Annotated in this window: 17 protein-coding genes; 9 read left to right on the top strand and 8 right to left on the bottom strand. The window is 74.4% G+C overall.

Annotated features, from left to right (window positions below):
• Positions 1–59: 59 nt before the first annotated feature.
• On the top strand, positions 60–2,678 hold the full coding sequence (locus AB0O36_RS19510; protein ID WP_365111685.1) for a glycoside hydrolase family 3 C-terminal domain-containing protein: 2,619 nt from the start codon (positions 60–62) through the stop codon (positions 2,676–2,678).
• A 197-nt stretch (positions 2,679–2,875) separates the two neighbouring features.
• The gene (locus AB0O36_RS19505; protein ID WP_365111825.1) at positions 2,876–3,547 is read left to right on the top strand and encodes a DedA family protein; all 672 of its coding nucleotides are present in this window, start codon (positions 2,876–2,878) and stop codon (positions 3,545–3,547) included.
• Between the two features lie 260 nt (positions 3,548–3,807).
• Here the strand turns inward: AB0O36_RS19505 and AB0O36_RS19500 are convergent, their stop codons facing one another.
• Complete coding sequence (locus AB0O36_RS19500; protein ID WP_365111682.1) at positions 3,808–4,362, bottom strand: gamma carbonic anhydrase family protein; 555 nt, start codon at positions 4,360–4,362, stop codon at positions 3,808–3,810.
• A 115-nt stretch (positions 4,363–4,477) separates the two neighbouring features.
• Here AB0O36_RS19500 and AB0O36_RS19495 point away from each other — a divergent pair, with 115 nt between their 5' ends.
• Positions 4,478–5,299, top strand: coding sequence for a DapH/DapD/GlmU-related protein (locus AB0O36_RS19495; RefSeq protein WP_365111679.1), 822 nt, complete (start codon positions 4,478–4,480; stop codon positions 5,297–5,299).
• Between the two features lie 254 nt (positions 5,300–5,553).
• A complete protein-coding gene (locus AB0O36_RS19490) occupies positions 5,554–7,431 on the top strand; it encodes a serine/threonine-protein kinase (RefSeq protein WP_365111676.1) in 1,878 nt (625 codons plus the stop codon).
• Positions 7,432–7,474: 43 nt separating this feature from the next.
• Here the strand turns inward: AB0O36_RS19490 and AB0O36_RS19485 are convergent, their stop codons facing one another.
• Both AB0O36_RS19485 and AB0O36_RS19480 read right to left on the bottom strand, forming a co-directional pair.
• Positions 7,475–8,341 carry a DMT family transporter gene (locus AB0O36_RS19485; protein ID WP_365111673.1) on the bottom strand — a complete coding sequence of 289 codons (867 nt, stop codon included), beginning with the start codon at positions 8,339–8,341 and terminating at the stop codon, positions 7,475–7,477.
• A 153-nt stretch (positions 8,342–8,494) separates the two neighbouring features.
• Positions 8,495–8,902: a CoA-binding protein gene (locus AB0O36_RS19480; RefSeq protein WP_365111670.1), complete on the bottom strand. Its 408-nt coding sequence runs from the start codon at positions 8,900–8,902 to the stop codon at positions 8,495–8,497.
• A gap of 112 nt (positions 8,903–9,014) precedes the next feature.
• On the opposite strand from AB0O36_RS19480, the gene AB0O36_RS19475 reads away from it, so the two are divergent.
• The gene (locus AB0O36_RS19475) at positions 9,015–9,644 is read left to right on the top strand and encodes a YigZ family protein (RefSeq protein WP_365111668.1); all 630 of its coding nucleotides are present in this window, start codon (positions 9,015–9,017) and stop codon (positions 9,642–9,644) included.
• A gap of 19 nt (positions 9,645–9,663) precedes the next feature.
• On the opposite strand, the gene AB0O36_RS19470 is transcribed toward AB0O36_RS19475, so the two are convergent.
• The 5 genes from AB0O36_RS19470 to AB0O36_RS19450 form a co-directional block, all read right to left on the bottom strand.
• Positions 9,664–10,986, bottom strand: a complete 1,323-nt coding sequence (locus AB0O36_RS19470; RefSeq protein ID WP_365111665.1) for a vanadium-dependent haloperoxidase — start codon at positions 10,984–10,986, stop codon at positions 9,664–9,666.
• A gap of 163 nt (positions 10,987–11,149) precedes the next feature.
• Entirely contained in the window at positions 11,150–12,229 is a 1,080-nt protein-coding gene (locus AB0O36_RS19465; RefSeq protein ID WP_365111662.1) for a serine protease, read from the bottom strand.
• A 19-nt stretch (positions 12,230–12,248) separates the two neighbouring features.
• Positions 12,249–13,433: a trypsin-like peptidase domain-containing protein gene (locus tag AB0O36_RS19460; protein ID WP_365111659.1), complete on the bottom strand. Its 1,185-nt coding sequence runs from the start codon at positions 13,431–13,433 to the stop codon at positions 12,249–12,251.
• Positions 13,430–17,725, bottom strand: a complete 4,296-nt coding sequence (locus AB0O36_RS19455; RefSeq protein ID WP_365111656.1) for an AAA family ATPase — start codon at positions 17,723–17,725, stop codon at positions 13,430–13,432. The genes AB0O36_RS19460 and AB0O36_RS19455 overlap by 4 nt, the downstream gene beginning before the upstream one ends.
• Before the next feature lie 124 nt (positions 17,726–17,849).
• Positions 17,850–18,719, bottom strand: a complete 870-nt coding sequence (locus AB0O36_RS19450) for a DNA/RNA non-specific endonuclease (protein ID WP_365111654.1) — start codon at positions 18,717–18,719, stop codon at positions 17,850–17,852.
• Positions 18,720–18,863: 144 nt separating this feature from the next.
• Here AB0O36_RS19450 and AB0O36_RS19445 point away from each other — a divergent pair, with 144 nt between their 5' ends.
• The 4 genes from AB0O36_RS19445 (at position 18,864) to AB0O36_RS19430 (ending at position 24,580) form a co-directional block, all read left to right on the top strand.
• Positions 18,864–19,715, top strand: coding sequence for a caspase family protein (locus AB0O36_RS19445; protein WP_365111651.1), 852 nt, complete (start codon positions 18,864–18,866; stop codon positions 19,713–19,715).
• A gap of 53 nt (positions 19,716–19,768) precedes the next feature.
• On the top strand, positions 19,769–20,215 hold the full coding sequence (locus AB0O36_RS19440; RefSeq protein WP_365111649.1) for a hypothetical protein: 447 nt from the start codon (positions 19,769–19,771) through the stop codon (positions 20,213–20,215).
• Between the two features lie 133 nt (positions 20,216–20,348).
• Positions 20,349–21,569 (top strand): exonuclease SbcCD subunit D, encoded by a 1,221-nt coding sequence (locus tag AB0O36_RS19435; protein ID WP_365111648.1) that lies wholly within the window; start codon positions 20,349–20,351, stop codon positions 21,567–21,569.
• Positions 21,566–24,580, top strand: a complete 3,015-nt coding sequence (locus tag AB0O36_RS19430) for an SMC family ATPase (protein ID WP_365111647.1) — start codon at positions 21,566–21,568, stop codon at positions 24,578–24,580. Before AB0O36_RS19435 ends, AB0O36_RS19430 begins: the two co-directional genes overlap by 4 nt.
• The last annotated feature ends 55 nt before the right edge of the window (positions 24,581–24,635 follow it).

Raw genomic sequence — 24,635 nt, 5'->3', positions numbered from 1 at the left:
GTGGTCGGGGCGGTCCGCGCGACCGCCGCCCGCGCCGAGTACCGCCGCAGGGAGGGCCCATGTCCGAGGCCGTGTCCGGAGACGAGGCCGTCACCGCGTCCGCGTCCGGGGGAGAGGTCCCGCCCGCGGCAGGGGCGGTCTCCGGGGGCGAGGTGCCGTCCGGGGTCCTGTCCAGACGCTCCGCACTGCGGCTGCTCGGGGCGGCGGGTGCCGCGCTCGGTGCCGTCGGTGCCGCCGGGTGCGTCGCGGACCTGCCGCCCGGTACGCCACCCCGCAGTACGGCGGGCACGCCGGGCGGCGCCGCCGCGGGGCCCGCCCGGCCGGGCCGGGCCGTCCGGGTCGACGCCCTGCTGGAACACCTCACCCTGGACGAGAAGACGACCCTGCTGCACGGCACCCGCGACCCCGCCCCGCTCGGGCAGGCGGCGTACGTCCCCGGGGTGCCGCGCCTGGACGTACCCGTGCTGCGCATCGCCCACGGGCCGAACGGCGTCCAGGCCTCCAGGCCGGCCACCGCGCTGCCCGCCCCCGTGATGCTCGCCTCCGCCTTCGACCCGGCGCTCGCCCGGGAGTACGGGCGGGTGCTCGGCCGGGAGGGCCGGGCGCTCGGCCAGGACGTGCTGCTGGCCCCCGTCGCCAACCTGATCCGCACCCCCTACGGCGGCCGCAATGCAGAGGCCCTCGCCGAAGACCCGCGGCTCACCGCCGACCTGGTCGCCGAACTGGTCCGCGGCATCCAGGACGAGGGCCTCATCGCCGCCGTCGGCGGCTTCGCCCTCGACAACCAGCAGCGCGGCCGCGGTGTGATGGACGTGACCGTCGACGAACAGACCCTCCAGGAAACGGAACTGCGCGGCTTCGAGTCCGCCGTCGCGGCCGGAGCCGGCGCCCTCGTCGGCGCGTACAACAAGGTCAACGGCGTCCACGCGGGCGAGAACCGGCCGCTCCTGGACGAACTGCTGCGCGGCCGCTGGGGATTCGACGGATGGGTGGTGTCCGGCTGGAACGCCACCCACAGCACCGTCGCCGCCATCACCTCCGGACTCGACATGGAGCTCCCCGCCGGCACCCACTTCGGCGCCCCGCTGCGCCAGGCGGTACGGGCCGGGACGGTGTCCGAACCGGCCGTGGACCAGGCCGTCCGGCGGGTGCTCGGCACCATGGACCGCTTCGGACTCCTCGACGGCCGGGCACCCCGCAGGCCCCCGCGCGACCCGGCGGCCGGAGCCCGCGTCGCCCGGCGCGTCGCCGCCGCCGGCGCGGTCCTGCTGCGCAACGAGCGCGGCACCCTCCCGCTGGCCGGCCCCGCCGCCCGCTCGCTCGCCGTGATCGGCCCCTCCGGCGGGGTCCCCGTCGTCACCGGCGGCGGTGCCGCGCGCGTGCTGCCCGACCGGGCCGCCGCCCCGCTCGCCGCCATCCGGCAGCGGGCCGGACGGAGCGCCACCGTGCGCTACGCCCTCGGCGAGGACGTGTACGGCCGCCCGCTGCCCGCCGCGCTGCTCACCCCGCCCGTCGCCTTCGAGGAGCAGCGCGTCGACTCCGGCGGCACCCGCAGCTGGGAAGCCGCCTTCACGCTTCCCGAGGACGACGAGTGGACCCTGCTGGTCCACCACTCCGGGCCGCGCCCCGAGGTCCGGATCGACGGCGAGGAGGTCTTCGCCGTCCGCCCGGGCACAGGCGACCCCTCGAACGGGGCCTTCCTCGGCACCGCCCCCGACGGGCTCGCGATCGGCCGCCGCACCCTGCCCCTGAAGGCCGGTCCGCACCAGCTGGCCGTCACCGCCCGCGGCGGCACCACCGGACAGCGCTTCCGGCTCCGCCACACCACCCGGGCCACCCGGGCCGCCGACCTCGCCGAGGCGGTGAAGACCGCCAGGGCGGCCCACAGCGTGGTGCTCTTCGCCCACGAGGACGCCGCCCCCGGCGCCGACCGCACCACCCTCGCCCTGCCCGGCGGCCAGCAGGCGCTGATCGAGGCGGTCACCGCGGCCAACCCGCGCACCACCGTCGTCCTCAACACCTCCTCCGCCACCGTCATGCCGTGGCTGGACCGGACCGGAGCCGTCCTCCAGATGTACTACCCCGGGCAGGAGGGGGCGGCGGCCACCGCGGACGTGCTCTTCGGCGACGCCGACCCGGGCGGCCGGCTCACCCAGACCTTCCCGGCCGACGAGCGGGCCCACCCGGTCGGCGGGGACCTGCTGCGCTACCCCGGGGTCGGCGGACGGCAGGAGTACGGCGAGGGCGTTCACGTGGGACACCGCTGGTACGACGCGCAGCACGTGGCCCCGCTGTTCCCCTTCGGGCACGGGCTGTCGTACACGACCTGGCACTACGAACAGCCCGACGTGAGGTCCGAGGACGGCGCGCTGCGGGTGGAGTTCACCGTCCGCAACACCGGTCGCCGCAAGGGCACCGAGGTGGCCCAGGTCTACGTCGGGCCCTCGCCGGACCTCAAGCTGGAGCAGCCGGTCCGGGCGCTGGCCGGCTACCGGCGGATCGCCCTCGGCCCCGGGCAGGCGCAGCGGATCACGGTGACCCTCGACCGGCGCGCGCTCTCCTCCTGGGACCCGGCCCGGCACGCGTGGGTGCTGGGCACCGGCCGCAGGGAGGTCTTCGTGGGGCGCTCCTCCCGGGAACTGCCGCTGCGGGCAAAGGCGGTGGTCCGCGGCCGGTAGTGCGCGGGCTCGGTCCGCGGCCGGTGCGTCGCAGCGGGTAGGCTGCCCGGTCGGTGCACGGTGCGCCGATGGGGGCGCGCCGTGGTTCGATGCGGCCACGCGTTTGCACGGCCGTGCGGTTCATGCGGCCCTCGTGGTGGTGCGGCCGTGCGGTGATGTGGCCCTGCGGCCGTGTGGCTATCTGGGAGGACGTACCGGTGCACATCCAGGAGTGGCTGGAGACCGTTCCGGCGGTGAGTGTCTATCTGCTGGTGGGGCTGGTCATCGGGCTGGAGAGCCTCGGCATCCCGCTGCCGGGCGAGATCATCCTGGTCAGCTCGGCCCTGCTGGCCTCCCAGCACGGGGAGATCGACCCGCTGGTGCTGGGCATCTGCGCCACCGCGGGCGCGATCGTCGGCGACTCCATCGGCTACGCGATCGGGCGGCGCGGCGGCAAGCCGCTGCTGGAACGCCTGGGCAGGCGGTTCCCGAAGCACTTCGGCGCGGCGCAGATCGGCATGGCCGAGCGGTCCTTCGAGAAGTGGGGCATGTGGGCGGTCTTCTTCGGCCGGTTCGTGGCCCTGCTGAGGATCTTCGCCGGGCCGCTGGCGGGCGTGCTGCACATGCCGTACTGGAAGTTCCTGATCGCCAACGTCCTCGGCGGCATCCTGTGGGCCGGCGGCACCACCGCCGTCATCTACTACGTCGGCATCGTCGCGGAGGCGTGGCTGAAGCGGTTCTCCTGGCTGGGGCTGGTGCTCGCCGTGCTGATCGGGCTGACGTCGATGCTGGTGCTGAAGCGGAGGGCGGCGAAGGCGGGTGCCTCCGGCGGGGGCGGGGTGGAGTCGGCTGCGGAGCCGGAGCGCGCCATGGCTTCCGAGCGGGGCTGAGCCTTTCCCTTGGCGGGGGCGGAGCGTTCCCCGGGCGGGGCTGAACCTTCCCCTGGCGGGGCCGGGGCGTTCCCTGCGGGGCTGTTCCCCACCCCGCCCCTTCCCGAAACCGGGGGCCGGCCCCCGGACCCCCGGACCCCCTGTCCGGGGCCCGACGGGCGGGGCGGGTCTGCGGCGCCGTTGGGGCTGGTCGCGCAGTTCCCCGCGCCCCTGGCAGCGAAGCCCGTGGTCGCGGTGTTCCCCGCGCCCCCCGGCCGTGGTTACTCGGCGGGGGTCACCGAGGCTCGGTGCTGCTTCGCGAGTTCCGTGTACATCGCGGCGTTGAGGCGGATGCCTTCCTTCTCCTCCTCGGTCAGCTCGCGCCGGACCTTCGCCGGGACCCCGGCCACCAGCGAGCCCGGCGGGACCACCATGCCCTGGGGGACGAGGGCCTGGGCGGCCACCAGGGAACCGGCGCCGATCACCGCGCCGTTGAGGACCGTCGCCCCCATGCCGATCAGGCAGTCGTCCTCGACCGTGCAGCCGTGCACCACCGCGTTGTGGCCCACCGAGACCCGCTCGCCGATGGACACCGGGAAACCGGGATCGGTGTGCACCGTGCAGTTGTCCTGGACGTTGCTGTCCGCGCCCATCGTGATCGGGGCGCAGTCGGCGCGCAGCACCGCCGAGTACCAGATGCTCGTGCCCGCGGCCATGGTCACGTCGCCGACGACCACCGAGGTCGGGGCGGTGAACGCCTCCGGGTCGACCTGCGGGTTCTTGCCGGCCACGCCCGCCACCAGGGCCCCGGCCGGTCCGCCCGTTCGATACGTCATGTCTGGTCTCTTCCCTCTGTTCCCGATGCCGCGCTCCGCAGCACCGTAGACGATGGGGTGAAGATCACAGCAGCCCGGCCCGGCCGCCCGCCGCCCGGCCCACTACCGTGGCCGGGTGCCGAAGAACAGAAACACGTTCTCATCCGTCGCCCCCGCGCTGGCGGCCTGGCGCCGCCGCGCGGCCGGCCGCGCCGTCCACGCCGGCTGGCGCTGGATGCAGCAGGCCGGCGCGGTCACCGCGCAGACCCCGGGCCCGCACCGGTTCGGCGCCATCGGCACCGGCACCCGGCTCGCGTTCCCGCAGGGGACCGTCTTCGGCGCGCCCTGGATCCGGCTCGGCGAGCACTGCATCATCGGCGAGCAGGTGACCCTGACCGCCGGGATGATGCCCGACCTCGACCTCGGCCCCGAGCCCGTGCTGGTCCTCGGCAACGGGGTGGTCCTCGGCCGCGGCAGCCATGTCATCGCCGACACCCGGATCAGCATCGGCGACGACACCTTCTGCGGTCCCGGCGTCTACATCACCTCCACCAACCACAGCTACGACGACCCGCACGAGCCGGTCGGCAGGCAGTGGCCGCGCAGCGAGCCGGTCGAGATCGGCCCCGGCTGCTGGCTGGGCACCGGCTCGGTGATCCTTCCGGGGGCCCGGCTCGGCCGGAACGTCGTGGTCGCCGCCGGGGCCGTCGTACGGGGCGAGGTGCCCGACCACGCCGTGGTGGCGGGGGCGCCGGCGCGGATCGTACGTCGCTGGGAGCCGGAGACGGGCTGGCAGCCGCCGCTGCGGACGCCGGCCCCGCGGCCGATCCCGGACGGGGTCACCCCCGGGCAGCTCCGCGCGCTGGCCGAGATGGCCGAAGCGGAGTCGGCCCAGGCGGAGCGGGTCGAAGCGGCGCGGGTCGAAGCGGAGCGCGTCGAAGTGGACGAGAAGGGCTGAGGGCGGGCGGGTCGGCCGGAGCCGTCGGAGGGTTTTGTCCGGGCCGCGAGAAGCGGCGCCGGTAGTTCCGGTTGGCGTGTATGTTTCGCCCTGGCAAGGGCCCGGCGGGGCCGGGCGCGGCCTGCCGGGGCGGGGAGACCGTACGCCGGCCGCGGACGGCCGGAATCCGCCGCGCGGAGCGTCCGGGCGCTGCCATGATGACGGCACTACGGCGGGCCGTGGCCCTCCTTCGGCCGGCCCGGGAGGGGGGCGGCGTGAAGCGCGAACCGGAGGCACTGCGGGCCGGTGATCCCACACAGGTCGGCCCGTACCGGATCACCGGCCGGCTGGGCGGCGGCGGCATGGGCACCGTCTACCTCGGACGGTCCCGCGGCGGCCGTGCCGTCGCGGTCAAGGTGGTCCGACCGGAGCTGGCGGAGGACGCGGAGTTCCGCCGCCGGTTCGTCCGCGAGGTCACCGCGGCACGGCAGGTCAACGGCGTCTTCACGGCCGGCCTCATCGACGCCGACCCGGACGGGACCCCGCCCTGGCTGGCCACGGCGTACGTGTCCGGCCCCTCCCTGAACGACGCGGTCCGCGCCCACGGCCCCTGGCCCGAGCAGTCGGTGCTGGCGCTGGCCGCCGGCGTGGCCGAGGCCCTGGAGGCCATCCACGGGCAGGAGGTCGTCCACCGGGACCTCAAGCCGTCCAACGTGCTGCTCTCGCCCGACGGGCCGCGCGTCATCGACTTCGGCATCTCTGTGGTCTCCGACGGCGCGACGGAACTGACCCGCACCGGATTCATGGTGGGCACGCCCGGGTTCATGGCTCCCGAGCAGCTCACCGGGGAACCCGTCACCGCGGCCACCGACGTGTTCGCGCTGGGCGCGCTGCTGACGTTCACCGCCACCGGCACGGGGCCGTTCGGCGGCGGGACCGTCTCGCAGCTGATGTACCGGGTGGTGCACGAAGAGCCGGACATCGCCGGGCTGCCCCCGAGACTGCGCGACGTGGTCGGCCGCTGTCTGGCCAAGGACCCCGCGGCCCGCCCCACGGTGTCCGGGCTGCTGGAGGAGCTGTCCGGCGACACCGAGGCCACGGCGGGGGTGCGGTGGCTGCCCTCGGCGCTGGCCGCGCTGCTGTTCAGCGGTGACGCCGGCGGTGCCGGTGACGCCGCCGGCGGTGCCGGGGGAGCGGCCGCGGGCGGGCTCCGTACCGACGGGACGGCGCCGACCAAGGTCGATCCGCGGACGCCGACGGCCCTGGACCCGCGCACCCCGGCTCGGCCCGGAGCCGATCCGGCTGCCCCGACGGCCACCACACCGGCCCACCACGAGCAGCCCCGGCAGCCGCAGCAGCCGCCCCGGCCGCCCCAGCCCCGGCAGGCGCCGACTCCGGCGCCGACTCCGGTGCCGGCCCCGAACGGCCCCGGTGGCTTCGGGCCGCCGCAGCACCAGGACGTCCTGCCACTGCCGCCCACCTTCCCCGAGTACCCGGTGGACGACCGGTTCCGGGACGGCCCGCGACCGGGCGGCGGCCGGACCGGACTCTACGTCGGCGCCGCCGCGGCCGCCGCGGTGGTGATCGGCCTGCTGGCGTGGCTGCTGCCGCGGGCCTGGGAGGAGACGGGCACGAGAACCGGGAACGGCCCGGTGTCGGGGCCGTCGCCGACGGCACCGTCCACTTCGGGGCCGTCCGTACCGGGGCCGTCCGCGTCGGCCTCCACCGATCCCGGACCGCCGCCGCTGGGTCCGCGGAGGTCCTCCGGCGTCACGCCGCCGGACCCCTCGCCGTCCGTGGACAGCGGACCCGGGGTGGTCGGCGTGTGGCGGGGCACCTACCGGTGCACCCAGGGCCTCACCCGGCTGGACCTCACCGTCAACAGCGCGGGCGGGAACGCCCTGCGGGCCGTGTTCGCCTTCTCCGCTCACCCGGACAACCCGGCCGTGCCGAACGGCTCGTTCACGATGATCGGGTTCTACGAGAACGGGCGGATGGTGCTGCGCGGAGACCAGTGGATCGTCCAGCCGCCGGGCTACCTGACCGTCGACCTGCAGGCGGTCGTGACGGGCAGCAGGCCCTCCGTGATCAACGGCGCCGTCGTCGCCGCGGGATCCGCCTGCTCCACCTTCGCCGTGGAACGCCAGGACTGACCCGCCCGCGAGCACCCTGGCGGCCGCCGGGCCGGAGCCCCTCCTAGCCGGCCGCCAGCAGGACCGTGCCGGCCAGGGCGAGGCCCGCCCCGGCCGCCTGGACCGTACGCAGCCGCTCCTTGAGGAGCGCGAACGCGGCCAGCGCGGTGATCACCGGGTACAGGGAGGAGAGGACCGCGGCCACCGTGACCGGCCCGCTCTGCGCGGCGAGCGAGTACGTGCCGTTGGCCGCGACGTCCGCCAGCCCGACGAAGGCCAGCGCGGGCACCAGCGGCCACAGGTCGCGGACCCCGGTGCCCTCCGGCAGCACCGGGCTGCCCCGGCGGGCGCCCAGCCACAGCGCGGTCCCGCCCGCGGCCACATTGGTCACCCGCTGCACGAACAGCGCCAGGAACAGCCCGGTCACCGTGGAGGACGCCTCCGCGATCAGCGCCATCACCGCGCCGAAACCGAAGGCCGCGACCAGGGTCAGCACGATCGCCTGGCGCTGTACGGGCGCGCCCCGCAGCTCCGGCCCGCCGGCCAGCACGATGCCGACCAGGGCCACCGCGATCCCGGCGACCTGCCCGAACCCGGGCCGCTCGCCGACCGCCAGCCCCACGCCGACCGGCACGACCACGCCCAGCGAGCCGAGCGGGGAGACCACGCCCATGGGCCCCAGGGCGAGCGCCTTGTAGAAGCTGAACATCGCAACCGGCCCGACCAGACCCGCGGCAACCGCGAACCACAGCTGCGGCCCGGCCTCCCGCCAGCCGCCCGTCGCCAGCACGATCGTCCCCAGCACCACCACGGCGATCACCTGCGAGGCCATCACCACGGTCAGGGCGGGCAGCCGCCGGGTCAGCAGGCCGCCGCCGAAGTCGGCGAACCCCCACAGCACGGCGGTGGCCAGGGCGAGCAGGACGGACATGCGGGAACCTCACGGAGCGGGACAGAAGGAGCGATCGGTCGAACCACCGAGTAGACCACACGGGCGTTCGACCACCGGAACCGCACGCTCCCCGACGTCTGCCCGACGCAGGCGTCTTTCCGCCCGCCCTCCGCTGCCGAGTCCCTCCGCCGGTCAGTCCAGCAGCGGGATCTCGATGGCGGGGCACTTGTCCATGACCATCCGCAGCCCGGCCGCGCGGGTGCGCTCGTACGCCGCCTCGTCGACCACGCCCAGCTGGAACCAGACCGCGTCCGCGCCCACCGCGGCCGCCTCGTCCGCCACCGGGCCGGCCAGCTCGCTGTTCACGAACACGTCGACCACGTCGACCTTGAACGGGATCTCGGCCAGCGAGGCGTACCCCTGCTCGCCGTGCACCGTCTCCGCCTTGGGATGGACCGGCACGACCCGCTTGCCGTACTTCTGCAGGACCCGGGCCACCCCGTAGGCCGCCCGGCTCCGGTTGTTCGACAGCCCCACGACGGCCCAGGTGTCGCCGAGTCCGGTGAGGATGGTGCGGATGGTTGCCGGGTCGCCGTACACGGGTGGTCCTCCTGTTGCCGGTCGGCGGGCCGGCCCGATGCCCGCCCGCACCCGTTCACAACCGGTCGGACACCGGTCCGATTCCCTTCACCGCTCCGCTTAGGGTGGAGCGGTGAAGGCAGACCAGTACGTGACGGTGGCCCATGAGGGCGTGCACGAGTCGGAGATCAACCGTTCGCGGTTCATCTGCTCGCTCGCGCCCGCCGCGACGGAGGAAGAGGCCCAGCAGTTCATCGCCCGAATCCGCCGGGAGCACCCCACCGCCTCGCACAACTGCTTCGCGTACGTCATCGGGGCCGACGCCTCGGTGCAGAAGGCCAGTGACGACGGCGAGCCCGGCGGCACCGCCGGGGTGCCCATGCTGCAGATGCTCACCCGGCGCGACATCCGCTACGCCGTCGCCGTGGTCACCCGCTACTACGGCGGGGTCAAGCTGGGCGCGGGCGGGCTGATCCGCGCCTACGGCGGGGTCGTCGGCGAGGCCCTCGACACGCTGGGCACCGTCACCCGCCACCGCTACCGGCTGGCGACCGTGACCGTCGACCACCAGCGGGCCGGGAAGATGCAGAACGACCTGCGCTCGACCGGCCGCGCCGTGCTGGACGTGCGCTACGGGGAGGCCGTCGCCATCGAGATCGGCCTCCCCGAGTCGGACGTCGACGCCTTCCGGGCCTGGCTGGCCGACACCACCGCCGGAACCGCCGGCTTCGAACTCGGCGGCGAGGCGTACGGCGACGGCTAGCGCCCGCTTCCGGGGGCGGTCACGGGGTGCCGAACAGGCGGTCCGCGTTGCGCAGGGCGTGCTCGCCGACGGCCCGGCCGAGCCGGACGCCCGCCTCGTCCGCGCTGCGGCTGTGGATCCCCGACCAGACCCGGGCGTCGACGTTGTCCCGGGTCAGCGCCCCCCAGCTGGTGTACGTCCGGGTCACCCCGGGCGCGGTGGGGCTGGTGAACGCGAACGGGGTCGTACGCGGCCCGGTCAGGGCGTCCAGCACGGCCTGGGCGGCACCGGCGTAGGTGGCGTGGCCGCTGGGGTAGTCCGGGTGCGCCGGGGTCTGGTGCAGCGGACGCCAGGCCGGGTCGGTCCCGATCGAGCCGGTGCGGATCGCGGTCACCGGTCGCCAGCGGAGGTGGGTGTACTTGCTGTCCGAGGTCGCGATCTGCGTGTCCACCAGTGCGGTGTGGAACAGCGCAAGCAGCTCGGCGCGGTCACCGGCCGAGCCGGCCGACCGGGCCACCGCCACCCGCAGCGGTTCGGTGTACAGGGTCAGCGAGGAGCCGTACCAGAAGGTCGCGGTCTCGGTCTGCCGCGCCGTACGGACGGTGCTGTCGGCAGCGCCGTACGCGCGCACCTCCGCCAGGTCGGCGCGGTAGCGGCGGGAGTCGAGGGCCGGCGGCGGGCCGAGCCGGTACTGGGACGGCGAGTCCAGCAGGAAGGGCTTCGCGATCCGGTTGCCGTACTGGACCGCCGGGGCGTAGCCGTCCGGCGTGGGCTGCCACACGCCCGGAGCGGCGGGCGGGACCGGGAAGGGGGCGTTGACCGAGGCCGGGTCGAGGCCGTCGCCGGTACGGGCGACGAGGACCGCGCGGGCCTGCCGGGCACCGGCGGCCACCCCACGGTCCTCGGCCGGGCCGTCCGGCACCCGGGCCAGGCTCGCGGCCAGGGCCGCGTCGAGCTCGGCCCTGCGGGACGGTGCGAGGGCGACCAACGCGTCGTGCACGGCGGAGGCCACGGCCGCGTCCTGGAAGGCGGCCCGGGAGCGGCCGTGCGGCGCTTCGCGCGCGGCCCGCGCGGCGGCGAGCCAGCTGATGGCCCAGGTGCGGCTGTTGGTGATCTGGGTGGGGGCGGGAGCGGCCTCCACCGTCCGCGCGGTGGTGTCGTACCAGTCCAGCACCACCGAGCCGCCCGCGGCGTCACGGGGCACCGCGTCCGCCGCGGTGCCGGCGGGGGCGGCCGAGGCACCCGCCGAGGGCAGGACGGCGGTCAGGGCGAGCAGCATCGCGGAGCCCGTGGCGATCAGACCGGGGCGCCGGGTGCGGGTGCGGGAGCGAGTACGGGTGGGGGTGCGTGTGGTCAGCGGCATGCGGGGAAGCCAACCAGCGCCCCTCCGGGCCCACAACCACACGGAACGGTCAGGGCGGTTCGGCCACGGAACCTTCGTGCGGGCGTGGCGCGGGCGTCGTACGCACGACACGCGTCAACACGGCCGACATCGTCCCGCAACGGCAGCGCCGGCCGGAACGGCTTCAGACGAAGTTGACCTCCGCCTCCGCCAGCAGCGGGTCATCGGTCAGCGAGAACAGCGGCACGGCGTTGTTGGTGCTGCGGAACCGCCCGCCGAAGTGCAGGCCGAGCACCCGGTGGTCGGCCAGGTCGAACACCGGTGAGCCGCTGTTGCCGCCGAGCGTCGAGCAGTCGTGGTGCATCGTCAGCCCGTCGGGCAGCAGTTGCGTGGCCATCCCCGGCTGCAGCCGCTTCACGTTGTAGACGTCCATGAAGATCCGGCTCATCGCCACCGGCTCGTTGCGGCGGCCGTCCGCCGCCGGATAACCGACCACGTACACCGGGTGGTTCGTCAGGTCGGGCGGCGCGTCCGCGGCCACGGCGAGGGGTGTCGGCAGGGCCGCGCCGCCGCCCGCCGTGGGCTCGACCCGCAGCAGCGCCATGTCCACCTCCCGGTGGATGCCCACCACCCCGGTCACCGTGAACTCGAAGGAGTGGTCGGAGGGCGGGGCCCCCAGTTCCTCCGCGGTGTCGACGCGGGCACCCATGCCGGGGCGGAAGGTGAACCCGCCCTGCCCGTCCGCGCGGGTGAACTCCGCGGCCACGTGCCGGTTGGTCATCACCACGTCCGGTGACACCAGGAAGCCGGTGCCCAGCCAGTCGAAGTCCGGGTGCCCGGTGACCTCGACCCGGCCCACCCGCATGAGGGACTCCCGGATCGCGGCCCGCTGCCCGTCCAGCACGGCCCAGTCGCCCTGCTGGGAGGCGAAGTCCTGGCCCTGGACGAGGATCGCGGGCCGGCCTTCGAGCAGCACGATGGCCTCCACCCCGAAGTCCTCGTCCTCGTCGATGTCGTCGGCGCGGCCGGCGGCCAGCTTCTCCAGGCCGCGCACACCCGCGTCCAGCACCCGGGCGCGTTCCTCGCGCGCGGCGAGCCGGATCCGTTCGGCCGCCGCCAGATCCGCGGGGAGTTCGACGTCCGACTCCTGGACTTCGGCCTCCGCCTCCCGGTCCAGGCCCTTGCGCACACGGGCGGCCACCGCCAGCAGGTCCTCTGCGAAGACCTGCTCGGGCGGGGTCGCCACCGGGGAACCACCGCGCATCTCACACCTCCTGGGGTCGTTACGGCCGGGGCAGGGCTGCCTGGGCCGCCGTGATCTCGGCGTGCACCTGCGGGGCCTTCTCCTGCAGGTGCCGCATGATGGCGCCGATCTGGGTGCCCACGTTCACGAATGCCGTGCTCTTGCCCTGGAAGCTGACGTCGGCGACCCGGCGGGTGCCGCGGTGCAGGGCCACCACCGTCCAGTCGTCCGTGAGCACCGGCGAACCGGAGGAGCCGCCCCGGGTGTCCGTGAAGTACTTCAGGTCCCGGTCGTCGGCCTCGAAGACCAGGTTGTTGCGCAGCGCGATCCGCTTCGGCTCCCCGCCCGGGTGCTGGATGATGTTGACCGCGACCGGCATGTCCGGGGTCACCCGCAGCGGCTCGGTGGCGATCCGGAGGAAGGGCCGCTCGGGTGCGCCGGACAGCCGCAGGATCGCGAAGTCCAGTTCCTCGTCGCAGGCGACGAGGTCGCCCGCGGTCACCTCGCCGTCGGTGTCCAGGTCCTCCTCGGCCAGGTAGTCGAAGCGGGAGCGGGAGTTCACCGCCTGGAGGCGCAGATCGGCCGGGTCGGCGACCGGACGCTCGTCGGCGGTGCGCTTGCGCGCGTTGACCACGTGGTGGTTCGTCACCAGCAGCCCGGGCGCGATCAGCCAGCCGGTGCCGTTGTGCGGCAGGGCGAGCGGCTGGAGCAGCGCGCCGCCCTCGTACGGCAGCACCTTGACGCGTGCGACCGAGGTGCCGGCGAGTGCCCCGCCGCCCAGGAAGCCGAAGGGGACCGTGTCGTCCCGGAACACGATCTCCTCCTTCGTCTCGCCCGTGGGCAGGTCCGCCGCCACGTCCGGTTCGCCGGCGGAGTCCCGGGACACCCGGTCCAGGGCGCCCTGGTAGAGGTCGCGGGCAGCCGCCTCGGTGAGCTGGTCCACGGCGTTGCGCAGCCACAGGGCCAGCGGGATGCTGCCGTCGATCAGCCGCTCCACCCGGTTCATCGAGTTGAGGTCGGAGAGGACCTGCTGGCCGGGCGCCGGGAACTGCGGCAGGGAGGCCCGGTACTTGGGCAGGATCCCGGCGAAGAGGAGCTGCCGGGTCATGGGGTCGGCCAGGCCCTGCTCCACGGCGGTGTCCTTCAGGCGGACGATCTCGTCCCAGGACAGGTAGCCGCCGGCGGGGGTGTCGCTGCCGGTGCTGCTGGTGCTGGTCTCGGTCATGCTCGCTCAGGCCGCCTGGCGGCCGCTCTCCCTTCCGGTGTCCCCAATGGCCCCACACTCACGCCGGTTGCCGGCGTACCCGCTGTTGCTGTCGTCTTCCCGACCACGCTGTCGGCGTCCCATGCCCCGCCCGGAGCCAGCCCTGCCAGTGCCCCCACGCTCATCGCCGCTGCGACTCCCGAAGCCAGTTCTCCGCTGCGGTCTTGCAGGTCCAGCAGCCGCCGCGCCAGCCCGTTGAGGGTCCCGAGCTGCTGGGCCTCCCGCAGGGAGTCGGGCGTTTCCCTCGGCGTCCGCATCTCGCCGGGCGTTGTCGGTGGGACCTGAGGGGCAGCGTTCTTCAGCAAGGCGTCCAGCTCGTCCCGCAGTCCGGGCTCCTGCGCGACAGCACGGTCGATCGCGAGAGCGAGGGCGGACACGACCTGCTGATCGTCCTGTGGCAGGCCCACGACCTCCAGGGCCCGCTCCAGCAGCTGCGGATGGGCGTGGGCGACCTCGGCCGCGGCCTCCCTCACCAGTGCTGCCTGGTTGGTCAGGTCGGCGTCCGAGAGCTCGTGCAGCCGTCCGGCGAGCTGATCACCTGCGCTGCCGCCTGTTTCCGCTGCGGCACCGAAGCCCAGATTGGCGCGGGCGAACCGCGCGCCGAGTGCCTCCAAGCCGTCGCCCAGCCCCGTGGCGACCCGCTCTGCATCGGCGAGGTCATCGGCGGCCGAGGCCAGGTCGCCGTCTGCCTCGGCAAGCCAGGCAGACAGCGTCAGAAGTTCCAGCTGGAGCCGAGGGAAGCCTGCCTCCTCGGCTTGGTCCACGGTCTCCGCAGCAACTGTGCGGGCCTCTGCGCGACGGCCCAGCCGGTCCAGGGTATCCACCCACAGAGGGTGCAGCGGGCTGCCCGCCGTCCACGGTCGGCGCTCCGCGAGCCGGGCGGCAGCCTCGTGCGCGTACCCCTGGGCCAGCAGATCCGCCACCTCATGGGCAGCGATCCGCTCCCAGTCCTCCTGGTCGGCCTCCTTGAGAACCTCGTCCGGGGTGTAATCGCCGAGCTGTCCGCTCAGGTAGGCGGCGGACCGCCCGGCCATGTCCTCCTCGGCCCCCTCCAGGAACTGCTCCACGCCCGGCAGCCAGCGCTGTTCCACATCCCTCGGGTTCTCGTTCAGCCGCAGCCGGTGGTAGATCTCCTCTGCTCGGGCCTCCAGCCCCTCGCGGGCTGAGTAGTAGGCGACCGCGTGCGCGCCGACGGCTCGCATCAGGTCCATCCGAGCCCTCTCGGCCAGCCGCAGCATGATCGCGCGCAGGTCACTGCGGTGGCGTACGGCACCGGGCCCGGCGGGCTCCACCAGGTCCAGTCGGGACAGCAGGCCGAAGAGCGCCCGGGCCTCGTCGTCGGAGTCCACGCGCAGCCCGCACGGTTCGGCGAGCACCTCCCGGATCAGTTCGGGGGTGATGCTCCGGAGCGCGAGTCCTGCATGGGCCAGGGCGCGGACCCGGTCGTCCCTGATGCGGTCCAGGATGCGGTCGTACAGAGTTCCCTGGATCAGCATCTGGTCGACCTGGCGGAAGAACTGCCGGCGCTGCGCGGGCAGGCTGTCGATCAGGTCCCGCAGCGACCCCACGCCGTTGTCGGACTGCTCGGCGGCGGTGCGTGCGGCCCGGGCTGCCAGCTTCAGGCTCAGGGGGTGGCCGCCCACCCGCTCGGCGAGTTCGCCGGCCAGCCCCTTGTCGGTGACGCCACAGGACATCAGCAGGGTGACGGCGGCCGCCGGGTCGAGCTCGCCCAGTTCGAGGGCGAGCGGCTGCACCACCCGTGCCGGGTGCTCAGCGAGCTTGCGGCCGGACACGACGACCCGCAGCCGAGGATGGGCTTCCTCGAGTGCGGACCAGATGGCCCAGAACCGGCCCAATAGGGGGGAGCCCCGGTACTGGGCTTCCTCGAAGGAGTCGATCACGATCACCAGCGGCGGCTGCGGCTCTCCCGTGGGAGCACCGACCGCCTCGACGACCAGGGCGGCCAGCCGCGCGGCCAGCTCGGCCTCCCGCTTCCTGGCCTGGCCGTGCAGGCCGGCAGAAGAGGACCGCCCCAGCGTCGACCGGGTGGTGGCGAGCTGCTGGAGCGCGTCGACGGAGGCCTGTGCGGCCTGGTGGGCGGTTGCCGTTTCCTCGCACTCGTGGGCCAGGGCGTCGAACGCCTCCCGGTCGTCGGGGTACTGGATGCCGAGCTGGCGGGCCATCTCCGCGATCAGAGTGGAGGGTTCGTGCACCGAGAGGGTGGGCCGCTCGAAGTCGATGTACGCGAAGGGGAACCCCGACGGGAAGTCGTGCAGGCTGTCCAGCAGGAACTTGGCGAGCAGGGTGCTCTTGCCGATGCCACCGGGCCCGTGGAGCACCACCGGCGGCGTGGGCCCGTCGCCCTGCGGCAGCGGACCGAGCAGGGCGGGCAGGTCCGTAGGGATGCCGATGTATGCGCGCAGCGTGGCCAGTTCGGTGGCGCGGCCCTGGAAGGAGTCCTGCACCAGGCGTTGCAAGGGGTGCTGCAGGCGGGCCCGGTCCAGCAGCCGCTGGACGGTCGGGATTTCCGGGATGTGTGCGACGCCCTTGATCAGGGAGAGCCACAGCACGGCCTGAAGGGTGTACGGCAACTCGTCGGCGCTCTGCCGAGGCAGGTCGGGGGGAATGCCGTTCAGGTAAGCGAGGGCGGTGCGTTCGATGCCGGGTCCGGGGGGTAGCTGGTCCATATTGGCGAGCAGGGCGAAGCGGGCCGGCGCCGGGCCGGGAAGGCTGCGCAGGGTCTGCTCGCGGATCTCGGGCTTGAGGGTCCAGCTGGCGGTGGCCATGTTCCCTCCACCACGGCAATCGTCCACCAGCTCCGTCATGGCCCGGCCGGTCGGCTCGTCCTCACCGGCCAGCCGCAGCCGCGTCGGGTCGAACTGGGTGAACAGGCAAGCAGCCTCACGGTAGGCCAGCCGGAGGTCCGACACCGGCGGCGGTTCCGGTTCGGGGGTGGAAATCTGCAGGTCCAGCCTGGAGATGAACGTGGCGTGATGGTCTGTGGCAGGAACCGGGGCAGGACCCGTCGCCGGTCCGATGCCCGGCCCCGAACCCGGACTGGTGTCAGGTTCCGGTCCCCCCGGTCCGGGGCCAGGACCGGAGCCGGGCCCGGGGCCCGGGCCGTGACCAGGTCCGGAGGACCGGTAGAGCCGGACCACCCTCACCGTCGCCGCGCACACCTTCCGCATGAAGCTCTCGGGCCCGGGGGCCTCGGCAGCCTGCAGTACGGCCGGGACGGCTGCATTGACCAGGGCTGCGACTGCGTTCTCCTCGGGCGGCGCTCCGTGGCCCGGAGGCGTGGTCTCGCGGAAGAACCGGCCGAAGAAATCCCGCAGGTCGTCGGGTGTGACGACCCGGGCCGTGTCCCGCACCTCGTTGTTGCGTATCTCGTCCCCGAGTTGCCGCATGCCGTCGGAGTATCCGAGCAGCACCAGACGTGGTGCACCCGCGCGGTCCCCGTACTCGTACACCATCTCGGCGAGCTTGCCGATGCAGTCCCAGACATCGGAGTTGAGGTCGAGGCGGTCGCAGTCGTCCAGGACGAACCAGAACTGTTCCTCGGCGGCGGTGGCCTGCATGACGATGCGGTGCACGGCCTTGTGGACCACGGGCAGTGGATCGTTCAACTGTGTGGGATTCAACGGTGATATGCCGGTGTGCGGGTCGGTCACGTAGTCGGCGAGCCAGTGGACCACCTGGTCGGCCGTCGACGTCTGGTTGAGCGTGACGCGTACCGGCTGGAACCCGTTGTGGGCGCCGAGGTGGCGGATGAGGTTGTAGGTGTAGGAACGGCCGCTGTCCGGGGCACCGTCCACCACCAGGACCGTCTTGTACGGGTCGTCGGCGAATTCCCGTAGCCGCTGCCGCAGATCCAGCCGGTCGATGAAGACCTCGGCCCCGTTCTTCAGGACGCCCGCCTGATAGGGGTCGCGCGGTGAAAGGTCCAGCTCCGCATCGGCTTCCAGTATGTCCCGGAACTGCCGGGCCATTCCGACAATGGGCAACACGGCCAGTGAGTCGACCGTGCAGAGCGCAGCCAGTAGTTGAAACTGTGCTTTGACGCCCCGGTTCCGTACGGCCCTGACCAGAGCCGTCGCGGCGCTCGAAGCGGTGTCCCCGTAGGGGATGGATGCGGCGAACTCCTGGGAGAACCCGAGGTTGACGACCTGGGACTGGTGACTGCTTGCCACGTTGAACACGTGGTCCCTGGCCCATTCCCTGACGAGGTCCCATTGCGTAGTGGTGAGCGGCATGGCGCACCTGCACAGAGCCGCTGAGACAGCGGCGGTACGGACTGCCTGACACCTGTCATGGTTTCACCGGCCCCGTTCGGCTGCAACGCGGCCGAGCGGGGCCGGCCCGGTCCGGCGGGTGGGGCTACTTCCGCAGGACCATGTCGTCGTAGGACTCCAGCTTCTTCCACCGTTCGGCCGGTGCCCGGGTGACGGGCATCAGGTCGGCGGCGGGCAGCGGGCCGAAGTCCAGCCCGGTGAGTTCGACGATGTCGGTGACCGGCACCTGGAAGGTGCGGAACGGGCCCAGCGGGGGAGGACCGCCCTTCGCGCCGGCCATGGCCCGGTCGCGGTCGCGGGAGAGGTCGGGGCTCTGGTCCAGGATGTACCCGGTCGAGGCCAGGACGCCGTCCTGGATGAAGGCGGCCACCTTCCAGAACCGGAGGGGGACCTGGATGCCGCGGTAGGGCGGGTCGGAGTCGTGCAGCACCGGTCCGGTCATCACGGACAGCTTGCGGTCGAACTGGGCGGCGTGGTCGAGGAGGTGGTTCTCCAGGCCCTGCCAGAGCTGCTTCCCCTGGTTGAACACGTCCATCTGGGGGGCCGCGTTGGTGTAGTGGAACGTGTCGGCGTTGGCCAGGTGGGCCTCCGCGTCGGCGCCCCAGACCGGGTCGAGACGGCGCACCAGGTGGCCGCGGTCCAGGGGGTTGTCGCGGTAGATGTCGTTGCCGCTCTGCTGGGACTCCGGCAGCCGGGGGTCGAAGTCCCAGGCGTCGTCGCGGGGTACGTCCTCCAGGAGCTGCGCGCCGTCGATGCAGACGGCGGTGGAGGCGGCGAGCCGGCGGTCGGGGCGGAAGACGACGGTGAAGTGCGTGTAGGGCAGGACCACCGTCCTGACGTCCGGGGTCGCGGGCACCGGCAGCGGGACGGCCGGCCCGAGGAATGCCTCGTCGTAGCCGGTGCGGGTGGCGAAGGAGTCCACACGGGCCTCGGGAGGCGTTTCGATGGCGTTCATATGATGGAAGTACCGCGTGGGGAGGGGCATTCACGGCGCGGTGCGACGGGCCACCCGAACAGCGGGCTTCCCTGATTCGGACGGCGGCGGACGCGGAACCGATGTTGTCGACCCCGCCCGTCCCCCCTGCCCCCAGGAGTCACCGTGCCCACTGGCCTGTCCATCCACGTCGGTCTGAACCGAGTCGACCCCAGCCGCTACGACGGCTGGGACGGCAGGCTCCTGGCCTGCGAGAACGATGCCCGCGACATGGCGGCCGCGGCCCGCGCCAACGGCTTCTCCGACACCGTGATCCTCACCTCCGACGGCACCGTGGACACGGTCACCGGAGCCCTGCGCGATGCCGCCGGCCGGCTGCGCTCCGGCGACATGCTGCTCTTCACCTACTCGGGCCACGGCGGCCAGATGGACGATCTGGCCGACGACGACGACAACGAGACCGACCGGCTGGACGAGACCCTGGTCTTCTTCGACCGCCAGTTCCTCGACGACGAGCTGCACCGCGAGCTCCAGCGGTTCGAGCAGGACGTCCGGATCGTGGTGGTGCTGGACTGCTGCCACAGCGGCACCAGCATCGAGTCGCTCCAGGCGATGCTCCGGCCGGAGGCCCTGGAGTCCCAGTTCCAGACCCGCGACCCGGGCGCCATCGAGACCGCCGTGCGGCTGATGCCGGTGGTCAAGCAGGCCGAGATCTTCGCCCGGGACCGCGACTTCTACGAGGGCCTGCAGCGCGAACTCAGGAACGGCAACGGCGGCCGGCCCGCGCAGAACGCCGTCCTGATCGGGGCCTGCCAGGACAACCAGCTCGCCTCCGACGGCCAGGTCAACGGACTGTTCACCGAACAGCTCCTCAAGGTGTGGCAGAAGGGTGCCTTCCGCGGCGACTACCGCACCTTCCACCGCGACATCCAAAAGCGCATGCCGGCCATCCAGAGCCCGAACCTCTACACCACCGGGCAGCCCACCTTCCTGGAGGAGAAGCCCTTCACCATCTGACCTAGGCTCGAAGGACGGGGGACCGCCGGCCCGCTCCTGTCCGCGGAGGTCCGATGCGCCAGCCCACACCCGTCCCGGCCGCCGGCCGGGCCCGCACCCCGGCGGCCCTGCTGCTGACCGCCGGACTGCTCTGCGGCGCGGCCGCCGCCGTCTCCCCGCCGGCCGCGGCCGCGGCTGCCCCGGCCGTGTCCGCCCCGCCGGCCCTGCCCGCCGCGGCCGCCCCCGGCGACTGCAGGCAGGGCTACGTCCACCGCGGCGCCTACCCCGGGGACCGGGTGTGCGTGACCCCCGGGACCCGCGACCGCACCGCCGCCGAGAACGCCGCCGGGCCCTCCCGGCGCGAGCCCGGCGGCGGGGCCTACGGCCCGGACACCTGCAGGCCCGGCTTCGTCTGGCGCGAGGCCGGTCCCCTCGACCTGGTCTGCGTGCCGCCCGCGAGCCGGGACCGGGCCCGGCGCGACAACGCCGCCGCGATCACCCGGCTGGAGGGCTACCGCTGACCCGTCCGCGTTACTGTGGTGGACGGTGCACTGCGGTGGTGCTGCCGGCCGCACCCGGCACCGGGCCGTGCGGCGGGCGCGAGGGTCGAGGAGCGGAACACATGCGGGTCGGGGCGGGAACCGGGGTGCGCGCGTGAGGCTCCTGCACACCTCCGACTGGCACCTCGGCCGGTCCTTCCACCGGGTCGGCCTGCTCGACGCCCAGGCCGCCTTCATCGACCACCTGATCGACACCGTGCGCGAACGCGAGGTCGACGCCGTCCTCGTCGCCGGGGACGTCTACGACCGCGCCGTGCCCCCGCTGCCCGCCGTCGAGCTCTACGACCGCGCCCTGCACCGCCTCGCCGACCTCGGCGTGCCCACGGTGATGATCTCCGGCAACCACGACTCCGCCCGCCGCCTCGGCGTCGGCGCCGGCCTCATCGGCCGCGCCGGCATCCACCTCCGCACCGACCCGGACGGCTGCGCCGACCCCGTCGTGCTGGCCGACGTACACGGAGAGGTCGCCTTCTACGGCCTGCCCTATCTGGAGCCGGCCCTGGTCAAGGACCGGTTCGCGGTCGACCGGGTCAGCCACGAGGCCGTCCTCGGAGCCGCCATGGACAGCGTCCGCGCCGACCTCGCCGGGCGCCCGGCCGGCACCCGCTCCGTGGTCCTCGCGCACGCCTTCGTCACCGGCGGCCGGGCCAGCGACAGCGAACGCGACATCGCCGTGGGCGGGGTCGAAGCCGTCCCTGCGGCGGTCTTCGACGGGGTCGACTACGCCGCCCTCGGACACCTGCACGGCTGCCAGACGATCAGCGACCGGGTCCGCTACTCCGGCTCCCCGCTCGCCTACTCCTTCTCCGAGGCCGACCACCGCAAGACCATGTGGCTGATCGACCTCGGACCGGCCGGAGAGATCACCGCGGAACGCGTCGGCACCCCGGTGCCCCGGCCGCTGGCCCGCATCCGCGGCCGCCTGGAACAGCTCCTCGACGACCCCGCCCTCGAAGCGCACCGGCACTCCTGGGTCGAGGCCACCCTCACCGACCCGGTCCGCCCCGAGGACCCGATGGCCAGGATCACCGCCCGCTTCCCGCACGCCCTCAGCCTGGTCTTCGACCCCGAGGGCCGCCCGGAGGACGGCACCGCCTCCTACGCGCAGCGCCTGCGCGGCCGGACCGACCAGCAGATCGCCGAGGACTTCGTCGCGCACGTCCGCGGCGGCGGCCTGCCCGACGAGGCCGAGCGGGCCGTGCTCCGCGAGGCCTTCGACACCGTCCGCACCGACACCGCCCGCGCCGAGGGAGTCGGCGCCGAGGGCCCCGGCGCCGCCGGCGCCCGCACCGCCCGGACGGAGACCACCCGATGAGGCTGCACCGGCTGGAGGTCACCGCCTTCGGGCCGTTCGCCCGCCCCCAGGAGATCGACTTCGACGTCCTCTCCGGCGCCGGGATCTTCCTCCTCCACGGTCCCACCGGCGCCGGGAAGACCTCCGTCCTCGACGCCGTCTGCTACGCCCTCTACGGCTCCGTGCCCGGCCCCCGCCAGGCCCCCGGCACCAGCCTGCGCAGCCACCACGCCGACCCCGGCACCCCCACCGAGGTCACCCTGGAGCTCACCGTCGGCGGCCGTCGCCTGGAACTCACCCGGCGCCCCGAACAGGACCGCCCCAAGAAGCGCGGCACCGGCACCACCCGGGACAAGGCGCAGAGCCTGCTGCGCGAGCACACCGCGGACCGGGGCTGGCAGCCGCTGTCCCGCTCCCACCAGGAGATCGGCGAGGAGATCGAGCAGCTGCTCGGCATGAGCCGGGAGCAGTTCTGCCAGGTGGTGCTGCTGCCCCAGGGCGACTTCGCCCGGTTCCTGCGCGCCGACGCCGAGGCCCGCGGCCGACTGCTCGGACGACTGTTCGACACCCGCCGGTTCGCCGCCGTGGAAACCCTGCTCGCCGACCGCCGCCGGGCCGCGGAGGCCAAGGTGCGGGCCGGCGACGAGAAGGTGCTCGCCACCGCCCAGCGGCTGGCCCAGGCCGCCGGGGACTGCGCCGACCTGCGGGACTGGCCGCTGCCCGGGCTCGCCCCCGGGGACCCCGGACTGGCCGGGGCGATCCGCGCCTGGGCGGCCGTCGCCCGCAGCTCGGCCCGGGAGCGCCTGACCGTCGCCGAGTACGCCCTCGCCGCCGCCGAAGGCCGCCACGCGGCCGCCCGCCGTGCCGCCGACGAGGCCCGCGAACTCGACCGGCTCCAGCGCCGGCACGCCGAGACCCTGAGCCGCGCCGCCGCCCTGGAAGCCGCCGCACCCGAACGCGACCGGGTCCGCGCCCGCCTGGACCGGGCCCGCCGCGCCGACCTGGTCCGGCCCGCCCTGCGACTGCGCGAGGCCGCGGCCGACGCCGCCGGGTCCGCCGCCCGTACCGAGGCCGACACCCGCGCCCGGCTCCCGCACACCCTGGCCGAAGCCGGCACCGAACAGCTGGGCGCCCTGGAACAGCGGCTGCGCGAGGACCTCGGCGCCCTCGGCGCCGCCCACCGCGACGAGCAGCGCAGCGCCGAGATCGGCCGCGAACGCGCCGCCCTCGACCGGGAGGCCCGCGCGGACGCGGAAGCGCTCCACGAGGACGCCGACTGGCTGGCCCGCTGGGACACCGCCCGCGCCGCCCTGCGGGGCCGTATCGACGATGCCCAGCAGGCCGCCACCCTCGCCGAGCAGCTCGCCGGCGCCCTCGAACCGGCCCGGCTCCGCCTGGAGGCCGCCCGCCGCCGCGACACCCTCGCCGCCGAAGCCGGCACGGCCGCCGCCGAGCTGCTCGCCGTACGGGAGGAGTCCGGGGCGGCGCGGGAACGCTGGCTGGAGCTCAAGGAGGCCCGGCTCCGAGGGATCGCCGCCGAACTGGCCGAGGCCCTGGTCACCGGCGAGCCCTGTGGCGTGTGCGGCTCGGCGGAACACCCCGCCCCGGCCCGCCCGGCCCCCGGCCACGTGGACCGGGCCGCGGAGGGCGCCGCCCACGCCCGCTACGAACGGGCCGAGGAGCGCCGGGCCGGGGCGGAGCGCAGGCTGGCCGCCGTACGCCAGGCCGGGACCGAGGCCGCGGCCGCCGCCGGCGAGACCGGCACCGCCGAACTGCTCGCCCGTACCCGGGAACTGACGGACCGACATGCCGCCGCGCAGGCCGTCGCCGGCAGGCTGCACGCTGCCCGCGAGGCCCTCGCCGCCGCCGAACGCGAGCACACGGCCCGCAGTGAGAACCGGCAGCGCGCCGAGCGCCTCGCCGCCGCCCGCGCCTCCCGCCGGGAAGCGCTCGAAGCCGAGCAGGACGCCCTGGAAGCCGGACTGCGCCTGGTCCGGGGGGACGCCGGGAGCGTTGCCGAACGGGCCCGCACCCTGGAGACCCGGGTCCGTCTGGTGGCCGCCGCCGCGGACGCCCTGCGCCGGGCCGAAGAGGCCGCGGAGCGCCTCAAGGAAGCCGACGACCAGCTCGCCGACGCCGCCTTCAAGGCCGGTTTCGACACCACGGGACAGGCCGCCGAGGCCCTGCTCGCCGAGGAGGAACGCGCCGCGCTGCAACGCCGCACCGACGCCTGGCAGGCCGAAGAGGCCCTGCTCGCCGACCGGTTCGCCGAGGCGGACGCGGCGGCCGCCGCCGAGCGGGAACCCGCCGACCCGGCCGGGGCGGCTGCCCGCGCCGACCTGGCCGCGACCCGGCTGCGCACCGCCGGTTCGGCCTGCGACGCCGCCCGCGACCGCGGCGCCGAACTCGACCGGCTGTCCCGGCAGGCGGAGGCGGACCTGCGGGCCATCGGTCCGCTGCGCGAGGCCTACGACCGGGTGGCCCGCCTCGCGGCACTCACCGCGGGCACCTCCGCCGACAACGAACGCAAGATGCGGCTGGAGTCGTACGTGCTGGCCGCCCGGCTGGAGCAGGTCGCCGCGGCCGCCTCGGACCGGCTCCTGCGCATGTCCGGCGGGCGGTACACCCTCGTCCACACCGCCGCACGGACCGGCGGCCGCGCCCGCTCCGGGCTGGGGCTGCACGTGGTGGACGCCTGGACCGGGCTGGAGCGGGACACCGCCACGCTGTCCGGCGGCGAGACCTTCTTCGCCTCGCTGGCGCTGGCCCTGGGCCTGGCCGACGTGGTCACCGACGAGGCCGGCGGGACGCGGCTGGACACCCTCTTCATCGACGAGGGCTTCGGCAGCCTGGACGACCAGGCCCTGGACGAGGTGCTCGACGTACTGGACTCGCTGCGGGAACGCGACCGCAGCGTCGGCATCGTGAGCCACGTCGCCGACCTGCGCAGCCGGGTCCAGGCCCAGCTGGAGGTCGTCAAGCAGCGCGGGGGCTCGGAGGTCCGGCACCGGACCGGGGGGCTCGCCGGCTGAGCGGATCCGGCGGCCGGGCGGGCTCACGGGCCGGGCGGTCTCACGGGCCGGGCGG

The organism is Streptomyces sp. NPDC089799 (assembly GCF_040684755.1).
Taxonomy (GTDB): Bacteria; Actinomycetota; Actinomycetes; order Streptomycetales; family Streptomycetaceae; genus Streptomyces.
Note: the sequence above shows the minus strand (reverse complement) of the source record. Positions and strands in the feature narration are given on the sequence as shown.